The organism is Qipengyuania mesophila (genome assembly GCF_019711655.1).
Taxonomy (GTDB): domain Bacteria; phylum Pseudomonadota; class Alphaproteobacteria; order Sphingomonadales; family Sphingomonadaceae; genus Qipengyuania; species Qipengyuania mesophila.
Genome location: NZ_JAIGNU010000001.1, coordinates 689,426 through 707,447, shown reverse-complemented (window position 1 = coordinate 707,447; position 18,022 = coordinate 689,426). Strand labels below are relative to the sequence as shown.

Sequence of the window (18,022 nt, the reverse complement as noted above, 5' to 3'; positions counted from 1 at the left end):
GTGCTCCCCTCTCTTACTGGTGGTCGAGCATGCCGAGCACGCGCTTGGCGATGATGTTGTTCTGGATTTCGGTCGATCCGCCATAGATCGTCGTGGCCTTGCCGAAGAGCCAGCCGCGCACGGCCTCGAGTTCGCCGTCGGTGAACTCCTTGCCTTCCCAGCCGAGGCCCTGCAGCCCGCGGATCTCGATCAGCAGCTCGCTGCGTTCCTGGCTCAGCTTGGTGCCGACCTTCTTCAGCACAGAGCTGATTTCGGAGACGCCGCCCTGCGCCTTGCTCTCCTCGACCGCGCGGCGCGCGGTGAGCAGGAAGCTGTTCCAGCGGATCTCGAAATCGGCGATCTTGTCGCGCAGCACCTTGTCGGCGAGTTCGCCATCGGCGTCGGTCGTGCCATATTTCTTGGCGATATCGCCGAGGCTCTGGCCCATCATGCTCGCCAGGCGTCCGCCGCCCGAGATATTGGTGCGCTCGTGCTGGAGCAGGCGCTTGCCGATGGTCCAGCCCTGGCCTTCCTCGCCGACGAGATTCTCCTTCGGCACCTTCACATCGGTGAAGAAGGTTTCGCAGAAGGGGCTGGTGCCACTGATCATGGTGATCGGGCGCACCTCCACTCCGGGCGCGTCCATGTCGATCAGCATGAAGCTGATGCCCTTGTGCTTGTCGCTCTTGTCGGTGCGGACGATGGCGAAGCACTTGTCGGCCCACTGGCCACCGCTGGTCCAGGTCTTCTGGCCATTGACGAGATAGTGGTCGCCCTTGTCCTCGGCGAAGGTCTGCAGATTGGCGAGGTCGGAGCCGGCATTAGGTTCCGAATAGCCCTGGCACCAGCGGATCTCGCCGCGGCAGATCGGCGGGATGTGCTCGTTCTTCTGCTCTTCGCTGCCGTATTCGAGCAGCGTCGGGCCGAACATCATCACACCCATGCCGCCGATCGGATTGTAGGCGCCCGCCTTGGCGAATTCCTGCTCGATGATCCGGGCTTGCGCCTTGGTCAGCCCGCCGCCGCCATATTGTTTGGGCCATGTCGGCGTTCCCCAGCCGCGCTCGCCCACCGCCTCGCGCCAGGCCTTCTGCGCCGGCGTTTCATTGGTCGGCCCGTCGACGCCGGCAAGGGCGCTACCCTTGTTCTTGAGCTCGGTGGGGAAATGGTCGGCGAGGAATTGCTGTACTTCGGTGCGGAATGCATCCTCGTCCGCCCGGACATCGGGTTCTAGCTGGGTTGCCATGGGCCTCTCCTTAAAGTCATTCGGGTCCTAGCGGCTGGCGCCGCTTACGGGATTGTTACTCTGCACGCGGGCGTTCGCCTCCGCCTCGCGGGCGCGCAGCTTCTCGACATTCTCCAGGTGCTTCGCTTCGGTAATGGGATAGAACCACAGGACAAGGCAGCCAATCCCCCACAGCGCCATCACCATGGGTACGTAATGCGCGATCAGGCTGTCGGTCATCGCGCGGGTCACCGCCTCGGGCTTGAGGCCGACCGGGAAGCGCGAGGTTTCGAGCACGATACCTGCCGCGAGGATGCCCAGACCGGCCGCGCATTGCACGGCGAAGCTGTTCGCCGCGAAATAGATTCCGGCATTGTGGCGGCCCGATTTGACCGCGTCGTCCTCGACCACGTCGGCGAGCATCGACGAGGTCGTCATCAGGCTGATCGCCACCATCGCGCCATAGATCGCGTTGATGACCAGCAGGGTCGGCACGAGCAGAGGATGGCCGGGTTCGAAGAACAGGTCGAGATAGGTGAGCCACAAGGGGGCCGTGCCGAGCGTGACGCCGAAGAAGGCCATGAACATCGCCGACCTGCGCTTGCCCCACCAACGGGTGAAGCGCGGCGCGAGGGGGAGGGCGATGCATACCGCGAGGAACCCGTCGAGCGTAAGCAGTGCGAGCTCGAGCGCGGTGAGACGATAGACATAGGTCCCGAAATAGAGCGAGGTCGCCCCGTAGAGCCCGATCGCGGTCCATTTGAGTACCGAGAATCCGAACAGCGTCAGGAAGGCGCGATGGGTGAAGGCGGCACCCATCTCCTTCAGGTGGGTGAGCACACCTGCCGCCTCTTCGCGCTCTTCCGTCTGACGCAAATGCGGAATTCGGCTGGCAGTGCCGAAGCCGCAGATGAGGATCGTAACGAGGATCACCGCTGCCGCACTGAGGGCGAAGGGTGTGTAGCCCGCCGGGTTCAGCTGGCCTTGCGGATATTCGGGCGTCGCGCGGAAGAATACCGACAGCGCGAAAGCGGCGAAGGCGAAGGTGCCGGCATAGCCGAACCAATATCTCAGGCCGTAGATCCGGGTGCGCTCGGTATAGTCCTGCGTCAGCTCGGTCCCCATTGCGTTGGCAGGCACCTGGTAGGTGCTGATGCAGGCGCGGGTGAGCGAAGCGAAGGCGAAGATCCAGATGCCCATCTGGAAGTCGGTGAGGCCGGAGGGCGGAAACCAGGTCAGCGCGAAGCACACGGCGGTCGGGATCGCAGCGCCGACAATGTAGGGATGGCGCCTGCCCCAGCGCGAACGGGTGAGGTCCGATATCCGGCCGATCAGCGGGTCGACCACCGCGTCCACCGCCAGCGTCAGCGCAATCGCGGTCGAAACGATTGCCGCAGGCACGCCGAGCACCTGGTTGAAATAGAGTAGCAGATAGGTGGAGAACGCCGCATTCTTGATCCCGTCGGCGATTGCGCCGGTGCCGTAGGCGATACGGGTTGCGGTGGAGAGCTTTGGCGGCGCATTCACAGGCAGGGGATCGGCGCGGTTCACCGCAGATGCTCCCGGCTGGGATACCCGATGTTCGGAAAAGCCGATCGCACGGCGATGATCGCATGCCGGGGCCAGTGTTGCACCCAGTCACCCTCCTCTCTTGCCCCATGCGTTCGGCCATTTTGGGGAATCGCATGCTCTGCGGGCGGTGGGTAGCATACCGCACAACCGAAAGTGGGCAAGCGCAAGCATGTCGACGTTACGGCATCGCGCTTTGCCCTTGACGCGGACGACCGCATTCGCCTCAAGCACGCGGATGAACGAGACATCCAAGCCCCAGATCCGCATGCGCAGCTGGCTGTTCGCGCCGGGCGACAGCGAGAAGAAGATGACCAAGGCCGCCGAGGGCGAGGCCGATATCGTCATCTTCGATCTCGAGGATTCGGTGGTCGAGAGCGGCAAGTCCGATGCCCGCACGGCGATCGCGCAAATCCTCCAGGGCAAGAGCGAGGCCGAACGTGCCCGGCTGTGGGTCCGTGTGAACCCGCTCGACGGGGCGTGGACCGCCGACGATCTGGCGGTAATCATGCCCGCACGGCCCGGCGGAATCATGCTGCCCAAATCGCGCGGACGCCATGACGTCGAGGAACTCGATCGCCAGATGACCGCCCTCGAAGTGGAGAACGGAATCGAGCCCGGCTCGACCCCGGTGATCGCGCTGGTGACCGAAACCGCGGCGGCGATGTTCACCACAGGGGACTATGGCGGGGCCCCGCGGCTGGCGGCAATGACCTGGGGCGCGGAGGACCTCGCGGATTCGATCGGCGCGCAGAGCAACAAGGATTTCGAAGGCGACTTCGCTTTCACCTACAAGCTCGCGCGCAGCCTGTGCCTGCTCGGCGCGGCAGCGGCCGAGGTCGTTCCGATCGAGACCATCGACACAAATTTCCGCGATCTCGAGGCGCTGCGCCACCGCGCGATCGACGTTCGCCGCCAGGGCTATCGGGGCATGCTCGCGATCCACCCGGCGCAGGTCCCCGTGATCAACGAGGCCTTCACGCCGAGCGAGGAAGAGATCGCCGAAGCGCGCGAGATCGTCGATCTGTTCGAGGCCAATCCCGGTGCGGGGACGATCGGCTGGAAGGGCGGCATGCTCGACCGACCGCATCTCTCCCGCGCGCACCAGTTGCTGGCGCAGGTCGAGGGCTAGCTCAGGCCGAGAGTTTCGCGACCTCCGCCAGTACCCGCTCGGCCCATTCGGGGCGGCAGATGAGCAGGTCGGGCATGTAGGTGTCGGCATTGTTGTAGATGAGCGGGCTGCCGTCGATGCGGCTGGCGTGCAGGCCGTGCGCCAGCGCGACGGCTGCGGGCGCGGCGCTGTCCCATTCGTACTGTCCACCCGTGTGGAGGTAGATTTCGGCTTCGCCGCGGACCACCGCCATGGATTTGGCGCCGGCCGAGCCCATACCGACCAGCTCGGCGCCGATCGCTTCGGAGACGGCGACCGCTTCGGCTGCCGGGCGCGTACGGCTGACAACCATGCGCGGCTTGGCGGCGCTCGCGCGCATGTCGATCGGTGCGTCGGTGCGCAGGACGACGCCGAGGCCAGGCAGGGCGACCGCACCGATCTCGGGCCTGCCGTTGACGCAGAGCGCGACATGCACCGCCCAGTCGGTCCGCGCCTCGCCATATTCGCGCGTGCCGTCGACCGGGTCGACGATCCACACGCGCTCCTTCGACAGGCGCTCGTCGGTATCCTTGCTTTCCTCGGACAGCAGGCCGTCCTCGGGCCGCTGTTCGCGCAGCGCGTGGACGAGGAACTGGTTGGCGGTCTGGTCGCCCGCCTTGCCTAGCGCCTTGCCTTCGAACATGCCGCTCTCGCGGACCTCGATCAGGATCCGGCCCGCCACGTCGGCGAGGTGGGCGGCGAGTTCGGCGTCGGTCATGCTGGTATTGTCCCCGGTGTCCAAATGCTTGGGGGTTCGCATGGCAGACCGCAGCCGCCTTGCGAACCCCCGAATTGTTGCAGGTGCGAAATCAGGCGGTGGCGGGCCTGCGCGCGTAGATGCCGAATGCCGCGATGATCGCATAGCAGACGATGGGGAGGATCAGCGCCGTGCCCAGGCTGCCGCTGGCGTCGGCCAGCATACCGGTGAGCAGCGGGATCACCGCACCGCCGAAGATCGCGATGTTGATGATCCCCGACCCGTCGGCTGCCTTGAGTCCGAGCTTTTCGCAGGCGAGCGAGAAGATCGTCGGGAACATGATCGAGTTCATCAGGCCGACCGCTAGCAGGCTGTAGGCTGAGACCGTGCCCGTGGTGTTGGTCGAGATCAGCACCAGCGAGATCGCGCCCAGCGCCACGCCCATCAGGACGAGCCCGGGGCTGACGAAGCGCAGCACCAGCGAGCCGATGATCCGGCCGACGAGGGCACCACCCCAGTACATCCAGATCATGTTGCCTGCCGCCTGTTCGCTCAGCCCCAAGACGCCTTCCTGCATCAGGTAGTTGACGATGAGCGAGCCGATGGCGACTTCGGCACCGACATAGAGGAAGATACAGGCCGCGCCGAAGGAGAAGCGCGTGCGGCTGAGCAGGCTGTTGCCCCACAGCCAGATCGCCGGGGCGGCCACCAGCAGGACGATGCCGGGGATTTCGCTGCCGTTGATGACCAGCCAGCCGCCGATCGCGATCAGCACGATCCCCGCGAGATAGCGCAGCGGGGTGGTCAGCGCGGCGCCCTCCATCGAGGTCGTGTCGTGCGGCAGCTTGTTGCGATTGATCCAGACCACCAGCGCGATCACGGCGAGCGCGACGGCCAGGCCGATATAGGTCGAGACGATCGCCGCGCTCTCGGCGGTGCGATAGGCGTCGAGTTCGGCACCCGAAAGTTCGGCGGCGGAGACGCCAGCGATGCTGCCAAGGATCAAGGCCGAGCCGACGCGCGGGAAAACGGTCGTGCCGAGGCTGTTGAACGCCTGCGCGAAGGTCAGTCGACTGTGGACAGTCTTCTGTGGACCGAGCAGGCTGATCAGCGGGTTGGTCACGACCTGGACGATCACCACGCCGCTGGCGAGGATGAACAGTGCGCCGAGGAACAGGCCGTAGGTCGCCGTCTGGCTCGCCGGGATGAACAGCAGGCAGCCCGCCATCATGGTCAAAAGGCCGGCCACTGCGCCGCGCATGTATCCGATCTTCTTGACCAGTTGCGCGCCGGGAATGCCGATCAGCAGGTAGGCGGTAAAGAAGCAGAACTGCACCAGCATCGCCTGCGTGTAGTTGAGCGTGAACAGCTCCTTCAGCTTGGGCAGGATCACGTCGTTGAGCGAGGTGATGCCGCCGAAGATGAAGAACAGCGCGAAAACGAAATATTGCAGACCCGGCGCATTCACATGGGTGCCTTCGTCCTCGACCGGATAAGGATCGGTGCTCGTCGCAACATCGGGTGCGAGTGCCATGTCAGAATTCCTCCCTGGAGCCGGTGCGATTTATGGGTGCCCGGGCCGTATTTCTTTGTGCGTCGTGTGACACGCCATAACCGCGTCACAAGACGAATACGAATGCATTCGTTCAGAACGAGCAGGCGGTGCCCTCTGGCACGTCCTCGCGCGTTACGCTGGAAATCCGGAAACTTATGTCGCCTTCTGTCTCGAAGCGGATGCGCTGGCCCAGACCCGGCGCGCAGGCCTCGGTGATCAGCATCTCGCGCCAACCTTTGCCGTGGGCGAGCGCGAACTTGTCGGTCAGGTCCACCACGGCGTCCTCGCCGACCCGCAGGGCGATCGGCGCCGTCGGTCGCGTCATCACCTCGTAGGCGATACGATAGGCGCCGCCGCTGTCGCGATCCTGCGCGAGGCCGAAGCGCGATCCGGCACGCATCGAAACCTCGCGCGCGTCCTCCTGCGCATTCCGGTCCACGCTGCGAACGCTCACGCCAGCATCGGTGATGTCGCCGCGCATCTGCGCGAGCAGCTCGCCTTCGCCGGTGATGTTGGGCTTGGTGACGAAAGCGATTGCGCCATCGGCGAGCCGCCCGGATTCGAACAGTGCGCGCGAGGGTCCTTCGAGCAGCGGGGCGCAGGTCTCGTCGAGCTGCGGCGTGGCGGACGTATCCTCGAGCGAGCGGCCGTATCCGACGGGGAAGAGCGCACCCTGCGGACCGTTCAACGGGCCGAAGTCGCAGGTCGCAGGCCAGCTGAAACCGAGCTTGCCGGTCGCGGGCCGCGCGCCGGTCAGCGCGTCGGCGATCCCTTCGCCCTCGCTACCCGGCAGCCACGAGGCGACGAAGGCATCGGCGGCGTTGAGTTCGCGATTGACCCACATCGGCCGGCCCGAAAGGAACACGGCGACGGTCGGGATTCCCTCAACCTTGAACTTGCGCAGCAGGTCGAGCCCTTCCTCGTCGGTGAAGCCGAGATGCTTCCGGTCGCCGGCGAATTCGGCATAGGGCTTTTCGCCGAAGACGACGATCGCGACGTCGGGCTTCTCGCCATAGCTGCCGTCGGCCGAGAGCGTCGCCTTGCCGCCGCTTTCCTCGGTCGCCGCCTTGAGGCCGCTCCAGATCGAGGTCGCCCCCGGGAAATAGCTGTTGTCGAGGTCGCCGCCGCCCTGCCAGGTCAGCGTCCAGCCGCCCGATGCCTGCGCGATGTCGTCGGCGGCAGTGCCCGCGACGAGGATGTTCGCGCCTGCCTGCAGCGGCAGGACACCGTTGTTCTTGAGCAGCACCTGCGATTTCGCCACCGCCTCGCGCGCGATCGCGCGATGCTCGGGCGAACCGAGCAGTTCAAGCTGGCCGGCATTGGGGCGATCGGAAGGCTTCACGGCGCCGTCAAGCAGCCCGGCTCGCAGCTTGACGCGCAGGATGCGAGTGACGGCCTCGTCGAGCGTTGCCATCGGGATCGTTCCGTCTTCGACCTGCCCGACCAGTGTTTCGAGCAGGCCCTTCCAGTCGTCGGGCACCATGTAGATGTCGAGCCCGGCGAGCAGCGATTGCGGGCAATCGGTATTGGTGCAGCCGGCCACCTGGCCGTGTCCGTTCCAGTCGCCCACGACGAGGCCGTCGAAGCCCAGTTCGCCGCGCAGCACGTCGGTCAGCAGTGACTTGTTGCCGTGCATCTTCTTGCCGTTGATCGAATTGAAGCTGGCCATGATGGCCTCGACACCGGCGCCGATCGCGGCGGGGTAGGGGGCGGCGTGGATTGTCTTCAGCGCCTCGATATCGCCGGTGACCTCGCCCTGGTCGACGCCCTGGTCGGTGCCACCGTCGCCGAAGAAATGCTTGGCGGTGGCGATGACATGGCCGGCGCCGAGGCGGTCGGGATCGCCCTTGCGGCCCTGGAGCCCTTCGACCAGCGCCGCGCCCAGCGGAGCGACGATCCGCGGATCTTCCGAATAGCTCTCGTAGGTCCGGCCCCAGCGGTCGTCCTGCGCGACCGCAACCGTGGGCGAGAAATTCCAGTCGATCCCGGTCACTTCGATCTCGACCGCGGTCGCTTCGCCGATCCGGCGGACCAAGTCGGCATCGCGCGTCGCGCCGAGCGCGATGTTGTGCGGGAAGATGGTCGCGCCAACGACATTGGTGTGGCCGTGGACGGCATCGGTGCCCCACATGGTCGGGATCGCCGGCTCGTCGCCGGGGAGCGGCTTGACCGAGGCGAGATACATTTCGTCGGCCAGCCGCAGCCACTCGCTCGCGGGCGCGTATTCGTCGCCATAGGGGCCGCCGTTGCCGCCGTTGAGATAGCTCCCGAAGCGGTAGCGTTCCATGTCGGCGGCGGTGAAGGAATTGATCTGCGGCTGGATCAGCTGCGCGACCTTGCGCTCGAGGCTCATGCGCGAAATGAGATCGGCGACGCGCGCATCCTCGGTGGACTGCGGCGCCTGCACCGCCGGCGCATCCCGCAATTCGGCCGGGGCCGTGGTACACCCGGCAAGGCAGATGGCCGCAGCCGTCGACGTCAGAAACGCTTTCATTCCAATAATCCCCTCAGCGTCCCCGATTTGAATGAGAACGTTATCAATCGTGAGGGGTGCCATGCAATCGGAGGAAAATCAAGCGGTGGATCAACGCTCTTGCTTGTTGCCGTCGCACCCGGCGTAGGGCGGAGGGGGGCGCCGCAGGAAATCGGGCACCGGATGCGGCTCGGATGTGCTCAGTTCTTGCGTTCGCTCGGCGCCCGCGCGGTCGAGCCGCGGACGATCAATTCGCCTTCGACCACCACCGGTGCCTCCGGAATACCGTTGTTGCGCAGGTCGATGAGCAGTTCGACCGCGCGCGCCGCGGTCCGCGCGATGGGCTGGTCGAGCGCGGTAAGGGCGGGGGTGCAGAAGCGCACCACGGGCGTATTGTCGAAGCTGACGATCGAAAGATCCTGCGGCACGCGAAGGCCCCGCTCCTTGGCCACGTCGAGCGTCGCGAGCGCCATCTGGTCGCTGCTGGCGATGATCGCGGTCGGCGGCGTGGCCCGGTCGAGCAGGGCGCGGGCCGCGGGCAGCCCGCTCTCGAAGCTGAAATCCCCCTTTTCGAGCAGGCCCTCGCAATCGAGCTCGGCATTCTCCATCGCTTCGCGCCATCCGTCGACGCGCCAGCCGGCAAGGCTGTATTCGTCGGGACCGGCGATGAAGCCGATCCGCGTGTGGCCGAGTTCGATGAGATGGTCGGTCGCCTTGCCCGCCAGCAATTCGTCGCCCATCGTCATGCGGATGCCGGGGCCTTCCTCGGTCGAACCGATCCGCGCGAAGGGGATGCCGCTTTCGGCGAGGAAGCCGGTGATCTGCGGGTTTTCCGAATGCGGCGGGGTCACGATGACGCCGTCGGGCTGCAGCGCGGCGATCGCCGCGCCGAGCTCGCGTTCGACATGGTCGCTATGCGTGTCGACCAGTTCGAAGATCATGCGATAGCCGCGCTCCGCCGCGGTCAGCATCCCGCCGAGCAGCATCTGGTCGACCCAGTCGCGCCCATCGCGCGCCTGCCAGTCGGCAATCGTGCGGTCGCGGTCGTTGATCGCGAGGATCAGGTAGGAGCGCGAACCGCTCATCCGCCGGGCCGCGATCGAGGGGACGTAGCCGAGCTTGTCGATGCTCGCCTGGACCTTGGCCTTCATTGCCGGCCGCACATTGGGCTCGTTGTTGATCACGCGGCTGACCGTCTGCAGGGAAACCCCCGCATCGGCTGCAACATGCTTGATGGTGACTGACTGGCGCCGCCGTCCCATGAGTGTGACTAATCCCCCGTACTACCCGTTTCGCTAATAGGAACCTGCCGAGCTGAGAACCCCGGCCTATGCGGCCTGCGCCGCTTTTGCCCCGCAATATTGCGCCACATAGGCGTGGTGGTCGGGCAGGCTCGCCACCGTTCGCGCAACATTCTCGCGCAGTGTCTTGAGGAACAGCGCGAGCTCGTCGTCGCTCATCTTCTTGGCCACCGGGTGGAAGGCGCGCGGCATGATACCCTGGCCAAGCATGACCTGGACCCAGCTGTTCTCGACGAAGAGTTCCTCGTTCTTGCGGAACACCCGCCCGGTCTCGCGGAACAGCTCGATCTTCTGGGTCAGGCTGTCGGGTATGTCCATCGTCGCGCACTGGCGCCAGAACGGGCTGTCGCTCCGTTCGGTGGCCTTGTAGTGCAGGATCAGGAAGTCGCGCACCTGGACCATGTCGGTCAGCTGCTGGTCGTTGAATTCGGCCACGTCGCGCTCGCTGACCTCGCCCGCGGGCATCATCCTGAGCAGCCGGATAACGGCGCGCTGGATCAGGTGGATGCTGGTCGATTCGAGCGGCTCGAGGAAGCCCGACGACAGCCCGATGGCGATACAGTTGCGGTGCCACTGCTTGCGCCGCGCGCCGGTGGTGAAGGGGATCGCGCGCGGCTCGCTGATCGGCTTGCCTTCGAGCGTCGACATCAGCCGATCCTGCGCCGCATCCTTCGACAGGTAGCGGCTGCAATAGACGATGCCGTTCCCGCCGCGATGCTGCAGCGGGATCCGCCATTGCCAGCCCGCATCATGCGCGATGGCGCGGGTATAGGGGAGGGGCGGCCCGGCCAGCTCGGTCTGCACCGCGATCGCGCTGTCGCAGGGCAGATGGTGCGTCCAGTCGTCGTAACCGACGTGCAGCGCGCCCTCGATCAGCAGCGCGCGAAAGCCCGTGCAGTCGACGAACAAATCGCCTTCGAGCCGCTGGCCGTCCTCGAGCCGGATCGCGGCGATATTGCCCTTCTCGGCATCGAGTTCGACCTGCGCGATCTTGCCTTCGACGCGGGTGGCACCCGCCGCCTCGGCGATCCTTCGCAGGAAGGTGGCATAGGCGGTGGCGTTGAGATGGAAGGCGTAGTTCAGCCGGTTCTCGGGCAGGTGCGCGAACTTGCCGGCATAGGCGGCGAGCAGTTCGAGGCAATAGTCGTCATAGCTCTGCGTGTGGCCCCTCTGCAGGCCTTCGCCCCAGAAATGCTGGAAGCCGGCCGACCAGTGATCGCGCCCGGTCGAACCGAAGGAATGGAAGTATTTCTCGCCTTCGACCTTCCAGTTCTCGAACTCGATACCGAGCTTGAAGGTCGCCTGCGTCTCGCGCATGAACTCGGCTTCGTTGATGCCGAGCAGCTTGTTGAAGGCGATCAGCGGCGGGATCGTCGCCTCGCCCACGCCGACCGTGCCGATCGCGTCGCTTTCGACCAGCGTCAGCTCGATCGCGTCGCCCATGGTCTTGGCCAGTGCGGCGGCGGCCATCCAGCCGGCGGTGCCGCCGCCCGCCACCACGATCCTGCGGGGCTTGTAGTCGCTACTCATCGGTTCAGTGTCCTCAGGAGGAAGGCGCGGAGCTGGCCCGCGGTCTTGGCCGTCAGTGGGGCGAGCACGCCGCGCGCCTGCTCGGGAATGTGCTCGGCGACGCCGGGCGGGTTTTCGAACACATAGTGATCGAACAGCTTGCGCCACAGCGCGCGCTCCTCGGCGGGCAGGTCGCGGATCGCCAGGATGGCGTGGTTGAGCGCCTCCTGCGGCTGACCGAGAAAGGCGGGCGTGTCGCGCCACCAGTAGTTCACCAGCACGTTGAAGGCGGACAGCCCCTCCACATGGTGCCACCACATCGACGGGATATAGACCGCATCGCCTGGTTCGAGTTCGACCACCTGCGCATGGTCGAGCGCCTCGGCGAAGCGGGGATAGGTTTCGAAATCGGGCTCGTGGAAATCGACCATGCTGACCGCACGGCCCGCCGGGGTGTTTTCGAGCGGGCCGATATAGAGGTTTTCGAACTGCTCGGGCGGGAAGATGGTGAAGCGCCGCCGGCCCACCGCGCAGCAGGCGAGGTTGCGCGGGAAATCATTGTGCGCGGCGACGCGGGTCGAAGTGCCGATCCAGATGCTCTGGAGCGGATCGCGATCGCCGACTGGAGAGGGGTTGTCTTCGACGAGCCCGTCGAAGAACAGCTTCATGTCGACCGAGGTGAGATAGATCGCCGGGGCATCGGCGCGACCTTCGTTGTCGTCGAAGCCGCGGAAGATGTCGCCCAGCTTGCCGCGCGCTTCGCGGAAATTCATCCCGAAATCGTCGTCGTAGAACAGCCGCCCGTCGCGACCGGGCTGGCCGATGGTGACGGTGAAGGGCACCGGCCGCGATCGCTCGAGCAAATATTGCCGCGCGGCACGCGGGGATTCGAGCCCCGCCCGGACCAGCGGCCAGTCCTTGACGAGGCCGCGCACGACGAAGGGCTGCGGATGGCCGTCGAGCACGTCCGACAGGGCAGCCGCATCGGCCACATCGCGCACTTCCACCTGCTTCATCTGCGCGAAGATCGAGGGATCGGCTTCAGCCACGGCTCTCCTTCGCATCCTTGCGTTCGACGAGGGTGGAAAGGTTCGACAACGAGGCGACGGCCATGAAGATCGGCAGCAGGTGACCCTCGGCATGGAGCGCGCCGAGCGCGTCGCCGTCGAGCGCGCGCAGCTTGTCCTCGTCGATCATGTGGAAGCCGACCAGCGAATGCTTCGAGCCGTTCGACAGCGGCACTTCGAAGGTAAAGGGTTCGAGCAGTTCGTAGCGTGCCAGCGCTTCGTAGAAATCGGCGCTGGCCTGATACCCGGCATGGAGCACGCCGAGCTTGCCCGAGATATCCTCGAGGAAGGGCGTCGCCTTGCCGGTCTCGTCGAACAGCAGCGTGCCTTCGCCATCATTGGCGACACGCGGATGGTCCATGTCGATATGGACCTGGCCTTCGCTTTCGCCGCCGGGCGCCTGGCCGACGAGGAAGGGCTGGACCGCGATCGAGAGCGGACGGTAGCGCGCGGTCCATTCATTACCGTCGAGGAACAGGTTCTCGCCATTCTCGAAGCCGAACAGGGCGAGCGCGGTGAACTTGCCGCTCTCGTTGTCGCGCCGGAATACGATCGGATAATGCGCCTGCAACTGCCGGAACTCGTCGGGCACGACCAGCGCCGCCATGGCGGCGTCGCCGAATTGCGCACCGGCACCGGTATGGACCCGCAATTGCGCGTGATCGGCGGTGTTGAGGATCTGGTGATTGCTCATTGTCAGGCGTTTTCTCCTTGCGCGGCGCGGCTGTGGGCGCTCGCGATCAATGCATCGAGATAGGTTCGGTTGGAAGGCAGCGCGGCGGCGAGGGCGCGGCTGCGTTCGGCGATCTCGGCCAGCCGCTTGGCGGCGCCATCGGACGCTGCGCCGTTGCATTCGGCGGGGAGCGGAAAGCCCATGCCGTAGAGGACATATTGCTGGCTGGCGGCGGAGAAGATCTCGTCCACCTGGGGGAAGTCGGCTGGCGCGGGCGGATGGTCGCGCCAAAGTTCGAGCTGCGCCGCCAGCGAGGCGGGTACACTCGCCGCACCGCGCTGCGCCCGCCAATAGGGTTCCTCGCGCCGGCTGAGGACGTAATGCAGCTTGAGGAAATCGACGATCCGGTCCCAGCGATAGCGGAACAGCGCGTTGAAGCGGTCGGCAAGATGCGGAAGCGCGGCGCGGCTGTGCGGGTAGCCATCGGCAAGCGCCTTGGCCGACAGTTCGATCAGCACGATGGCCGAGGCTTCGAGCGGCTCGATGAAGCCGGCCGAAAGCCCGACGGAGAGGCAATTGCCCTCCCAGAACCTTTCCCGATGCCCGGTCGCGAATTGCAGCTTGCGCGGGGCGAGAGCGGCCATATCGGCACCCGGGACCTGCGCGGCGACGTAATCGGCGAGCACTTGCTCGGCCCCGGCGTCGTCGAGGAAGCGCGAGGAATAGACGCAGCCGATCCCGCGACGCGTGGGCAGCGCGATGTCCCACAGCCAGCCCGCCTCGTGTGCGGTGCCGATGGTCTGCGAGGCGATCGCGCTACCGGGCTCGACCGGTATCTGCACCGCGAGCGCGCGGTCGTTGAACGAAACGTCGGAGCGATCGACCCAGCCGACACCCAGTTCCCCGGAGATCAACCGCGCCGCCATGCCGGTGCAATCGACGAAGAAGTCGCCGGCAAGCGGCTCCGCGTCCCGCAGGTCTAGCTGCGTCAGCAGGCCGTCCACATCGCGTTCCACGCCGGTCACTTGGGCGTGCACATGCTTCACGCCGAGCCTGTCAACCGCATGGCCCGCCAGCAGCGCGGCGAGCTTGCCCGCGTCGAGGTGGTAGCCGTAGTTCAATGCCCCGGCATAGGCGGGCATGGCGCGTTGGCGCGGGGCGAGGTCGCGCTCGCAGATCGCGGCCTGCGGGCTGACAGCCGCGGCGAAGGAGGTGCCGTCGCCGCGCTGGGCCCAGGCGCCGAGCACCTCCGCCATCGGTCCTGCGACCGGCGGGGTGAAGGGGTGGTAATAGCTGTCGGAGGGCGCGCCATCGACCCAGCCGTCGAAGCGCGAGCCCTGCTTGAAGGACGCATCGCAGGCCTCGAGGAAGTCTGCCTCGTCGATCCCGATGGTGGCGAGCGTATCGCGCAGCGTCGGCCAACTGCCTTCGCCGACGCCGATCGTCGGGATGTCGGGGGCCTCGACCAGCGTCACATCCAGTTCGGGTCGGCGCGCCGCGAGCACGCAGGCGGTCAGCCAGCCCGCCGTGCCGCCGCCCACGATCACCAGCCTGTTGAATTCGCCAGCCATTATCCCCGGTCCCATACCCTCTCTACGCACGCGAGACAAAAAAGAGAGCCGCACTGCCCGGGCAGCGCGGCTCTCTCTGTCGCGTGGCGGGGGCCGCCGCAGCGGCCCCTGCCATGTCAGAAGGAGAAGCGAACGCCCGCCGCGTAGCGCGGAGCACCGCGGTACGAGAAGAAGGTCGTGTTGTCTCCGCGGCGATGTCCCTTGAGGTTCTCGCCGGTGAGGTTGATGCCCTCGGCGAAGACGGTCAGCCCCATGTCGAACTCGTACGAGATGCTGGCGTCGATCTGCCAGTATTCGTCGCGATAGAACGGGTTGTTGCCGTAACCTGCGAGGTATTCGTCACGCCAGTTCCACGCGGCGCGGGCCTGGAGGCCGCCCTTGTCGTAGAACAGCACCGCATTGGCGCTGTCGGACAGGCCGACCAGCGCGAACTGGGTTGCCGTATAGGGCAGCGTGTTGTCGTAGGTCGCGTCACCGTTGACGATGGTGTAGTTCAGGATGACGCCGAAGCCGGTATCCCAGAAGTTGTGCTGGAGAGCGAACTCCCAGCCCTGGATCGTGCCGGTCTGGTCGTTGTTGATCGGCGTGGTCAGCTGGAACGGGACCAGGGCATCCTCGGGCAGGCCGACAATGCCGAACTGGCCGTTGCCCAGGTCGACCACCGTGTCGGGATAGTTGGCGATGATGTACGCCCGGATATCGTCGAGCGGGGCATCCTGACCCAGTGCCGCCCGTGCCGCATCGGCCCGCGGACCGTTGTACGGATCGTAAAGCGGATTGGTGAAGGGCGTCTCGTTGCCGTCGACCACGACGGTGGACGTCACGCTGCCGATGAAGTTCTTCACGTTCTTGCGGAAGTAGCCGACCGACAGATAGCTCTCCGGACCGTAGTACCATTCCGCCGAAACGTCGAAGTTCTCCGACTTGTACGGCAGCAGGCCGGGGTTACCCTGGTTGGCGGTGCCGCCACCGACACGGAAGAGCGCGTCGAAGGTGCGTCCGCCCTGCAGCTGGGCATAGGTCGGGCGCGCGATCGTGTGGCTGTAGGACGCACGGACGATGACGTCGTTCACCGGCTCGACCTTGAGGTCGATATTCGGCAGCCAGAAGTCGTAGTCTCCCTTCTGGCGAGCGAAGGCACCCGGCGCATAGGTCAGGTTGAATTCGTTCGCCGCGACCCACTGGGTGCCGGTCGGGATCGGAACCAGCGCGCTCGAATCCACCGTGGTGGTTTCGTAGCGAAGGCCCGTGATCAGGCTCGCTTCGCCAGCACCGAGATCGAAGCCGAAGGTCGCTTCCATATAGGGAGCGAGCGTCTTTTCCGTGATGCGGCGATCGGTGTCCTGGACTGCGAGACAGGTTCCGGAGATCGAGGTGCCCGTGGCCGGGTTCGAACAGATACCGAACTGGTCCTCCAGCAGCGTGACCATCCGCTCGAGGTCGAAACCGTAGAAGCTCTGGATGATGTCGGGATTATCCACGCCTTCCATGCCGCGGAACGCTTCGGTGATGCTGATGGGATAGAAGATGTCGTCGGGGATGTCGGCCGCCGTACCCACGCCGCCCCAGGTATCGTTCTGGATGAAGCCGTAGGCCGATTTCACCTTGTTTTCCGTATAGGCCACACCGAAATCGAGGCTTTCGAGGAAGCCGAGGTCGGCCTCCCAGTGGCCGCTCAGTTGCGCCTGCTCGATATCGTCGCGGAAGTAGGCGTTGCGGAACGAGTTGCCGGTGGCGAAGCGTTGCGCGGGATCGTTCGAATCGAACCCGGGCGCGTTCACGTAAGAAATCACCGGCAGGTAGGTCGTGTAATCGATCTTCTGTTCCTGCAGGCCGTAGACCGCAGTGCCGACCGACATGCTCGAGCCGTACTGGTTGGTCGGCTTCGATTCGGCGCTCGAATTGTGGTAGTCGAAGACCCAGGTCAGGTCGCCCGGGGCTTCCCATTCGAGGTTGAAGCCGAGCGACTTGTTGATCGACCGGTTGGCGGTCAGCGAGCCGCTGTAGGAGAGGTCCGAGGGGGCGCCGCCGAAGTTTTCCGAATAGAAGTTCGGCGAAGTGACCGGACCGTCGGTGTAGGAGCTGGCGGTGGTCACGTGGTTGAACCAGATGCCGACCGAGCTCTGGCGCGCTTCGACGGTGTTCTGCGAGAAGGTGTAGTCCACCGTCGCGGTCAGGCCGTCGACGACTTCGTACTGGAGCACGGCCTGGCCGTTGATGCGCTCGCGCGAGACGTCGGTGATGTTGTACGAACCGTTCTGCGGAACGGCGTAGACGTCATCGGCGCCCGGGCGGTTTTCCTGGAGGTTGTAGTTGCCGCGCCAGTCGTTGTTCGGATCGCAGGGGATCGCGCCCCATTCGTTCTCGAAGCCCGAACCGCAGCCGAGGTAGCCGTCGCGGAACTCGCTGAAGAACTGGTTGAAGCTGGAATTGCGCTTCTGGTAGCTGCCGGTCAGCGCGATGCCGATGCGGTCGTCCATGAAGGTGGACGAAAGGATGCCCGAGACTTCGGGTGTGATGTCGACATCGCCGTTCTGCGAATCGTCATAGACGCCCTTGATGCCGATGCTGCCCTTGAAGCCCGGATCGTCGAGCGGGCGCGGCGTGCGGATGTTGATGGTCGAACCGATCCCGCCCGAGGGGATCGTGGCGCGGCCGGTCTTGTAGACCTCGACCGCTGCGACCGCTTCCGAAGCGAGATTGCCGAAGTCGAACGAGCGCGAGGAGGGCGCGCTGGCGCCGTCGCCGAGCGTCGAGGTCGGCATCTGGCGGCCATTGAGCGTGACGAGGTTGTAGTCGGCGCCGAAACCGCGAACGGTCACATTGGTGCCTTCGCCGTTGGTGCGCTCGATCGAGACGCCGGTGATGCGCTGGAGCGATTCCGCAAGGTTGGTGTCGGGGAACTTGCCGATGTCTTCGGACGAGATCGCATCGACGACACCCTGGCCTTCGCGCTTGATGTTCATCGATTCACGCAGACTGGCGCGGATACCCGAAACGACGATCACATTGCCGTCGTCCTGGAGGACCTCTTCGGCTGCTTCCTCGTTCGCCGTCGCGTCCTGCGCCATCGCGGCCGTGGCCGTTGCGCCCATGGCAACGACCGACGCGCCCGCCATGAATTTGATGAGCGAAGGCTTGCTCTTCCACTTCATTGGTGATTCTCCTCCCAGAGACATGCACTTAGTGCGCATGACAATCCAAATGTGAACGTTCACCTATTTGATAACGTTCACTTGGTCAATCGAGCGAG

12 protein-coding genes are annotated in these 18,022 nt (G+C 65.4%); 1 reads left to right on the top strand and 11 read right to left on the bottom strand.

Annotation, left to right across the window (positions count from 1 at the left end):
* Positions 1-13: 13 nt before the first annotated feature.
* Positions 14-1,225: an acyl-CoA dehydrogenase family protein gene (locus K3181_RS03560; RefSeq protein ID WP_221600861.1), complete on the bottom strand. Its 1,212-nt coding sequence runs from the start codon at positions 1,223-1,225 to the stop codon at positions 14-16.
* A 27-nt stretch (positions 1,226-1,252) separates the two neighbouring features.
* Positions 1,253-2,755: an MFS transporter gene (locus K3181_RS03555; RefSeq protein ID WP_345725439.1), complete on the bottom strand. Its 1,503-nt coding sequence runs from the start codon at positions 2,753-2,755 to the stop codon at positions 1,253-1,255.
* A gap of 256 nt (positions 2,756-3,011) precedes the next feature.
* Here K3181_RS03555 and K3181_RS03550 point away from each other — a divergent pair, with 256 nt between their 5' ends.
* Positions 3,012-3,905 (top strand): HpcH/HpaI aldolase/citrate lyase family protein, encoded by an 894-nt coding sequence (locus K3181_RS03550; protein WP_221600858.1) that lies wholly within the window; start codon positions 3,012-3,014, stop codon positions 3,903-3,905.
* 1 nt (position 3,906) lies between these two features.
* On the opposite strand, the gene K3181_RS03545 is transcribed toward K3181_RS03550, so the two are convergent.
* The 9 genes from K3181_RS03545 to K3181_RS03505 all read right to left on the bottom strand — a co-directional run bounded on the left by K3181_RS03545 (position 3,907) and on the right by K3181_RS03505 (position 17,924).
* Positions 3,907-4,641 (bottom strand): 3'(2'),5'-bisphosphate nucleotidase CysQ, encoded by a 735-nt coding sequence (locus K3181_RS03545; RefSeq protein ID WP_282099750.1) that lies wholly within the window; start codon positions 4,639-4,641, stop codon positions 3,907-3,909.
* 91 nt (positions 4,642-4,732) lie between these two features.
* Positions 4,733-6,154 carry a sugar MFS transporter gene (locus K3181_RS03540; protein ID WP_221600855.1) on the bottom strand — a complete coding sequence of 474 codons (1,422 nt, stop codon included), beginning with the start codon at positions 6,152-6,154 and terminating at the stop codon, positions 4,733-4,735.
* 112 nt (positions 6,155-6,266) lie between these two features.
* Positions 6,267-8,669 carry a glycoside hydrolase family 3 protein gene (locus K3181_RS03535; protein ID WP_221600852.1) on the bottom strand — a complete coding sequence of 801 codons (2,403 nt, stop codon included), beginning with the start codon at positions 8,667-8,669 and terminating at the stop codon, positions 6,267-6,269.
* Positions 8,670-8,848: 179 nt separating this feature from the next.
* Positions 8,849-9,910, bottom strand: a complete 1,062-nt coding sequence (locus K3181_RS03530; RefSeq protein ID WP_221600850.1) for a LacI family DNA-binding transcriptional regulator — start codon at positions 9,908-9,910, stop codon at positions 8,849-8,851.
* A 66-nt stretch (positions 9,911-9,976) separates the two neighbouring features.
* On the bottom strand, positions 9,977-11,479 hold the full coding sequence (locus K3181_RS03525) for a tryptophan halogenase family protein (protein WP_221600848.1): 1,503 nt from the start codon (positions 11,477-11,479) through the stop codon (positions 9,977-9,979).
* Entirely contained in the window at positions 11,476-12,507 is a 1,032-nt protein-coding gene (locus tag K3181_RS03520; protein ID WP_345725438.1) for a cupin-like domain-containing protein, read from the bottom strand. The genes K3181_RS03525 and K3181_RS03520 overlap by 4 nt, the downstream gene beginning before the upstream one ends.
* Complete coding sequence (locus K3181_RS03515; protein WP_221600844.1) at positions 12,500-13,219, bottom strand: SapC family protein; 720 nt, start codon at positions 13,217-13,219, stop codon at positions 12,500-12,502. Before K3181_RS03515 ends, K3181_RS03520 begins: the two co-directional genes overlap by 8 nt.
* A 2-nt stretch (positions 13,220-13,221) precedes the next feature.
* The gene (locus tag K3181_RS03510) at positions 13,222-14,769 is read right to left on the bottom strand and encodes a tryptophan halogenase family protein (protein ID WP_221600842.1); all 1,548 of its coding nucleotides are present in this window, start codon (positions 14,767-14,769) and stop codon (positions 13,222-13,224) included.
* A 116-nt stretch (positions 14,770-14,885) separates the two neighbouring features.
* Positions 14,886-17,924 (bottom strand): TonB-dependent receptor, encoded by a 3,039-nt coding sequence (locus K3181_RS03505; protein WP_247714851.1) that lies wholly within the window; start codon positions 17,922-17,924, stop codon positions 14,886-14,888.
* Between the last annotated feature and the right edge of the window lie 98 nt (positions 17,925-18,022).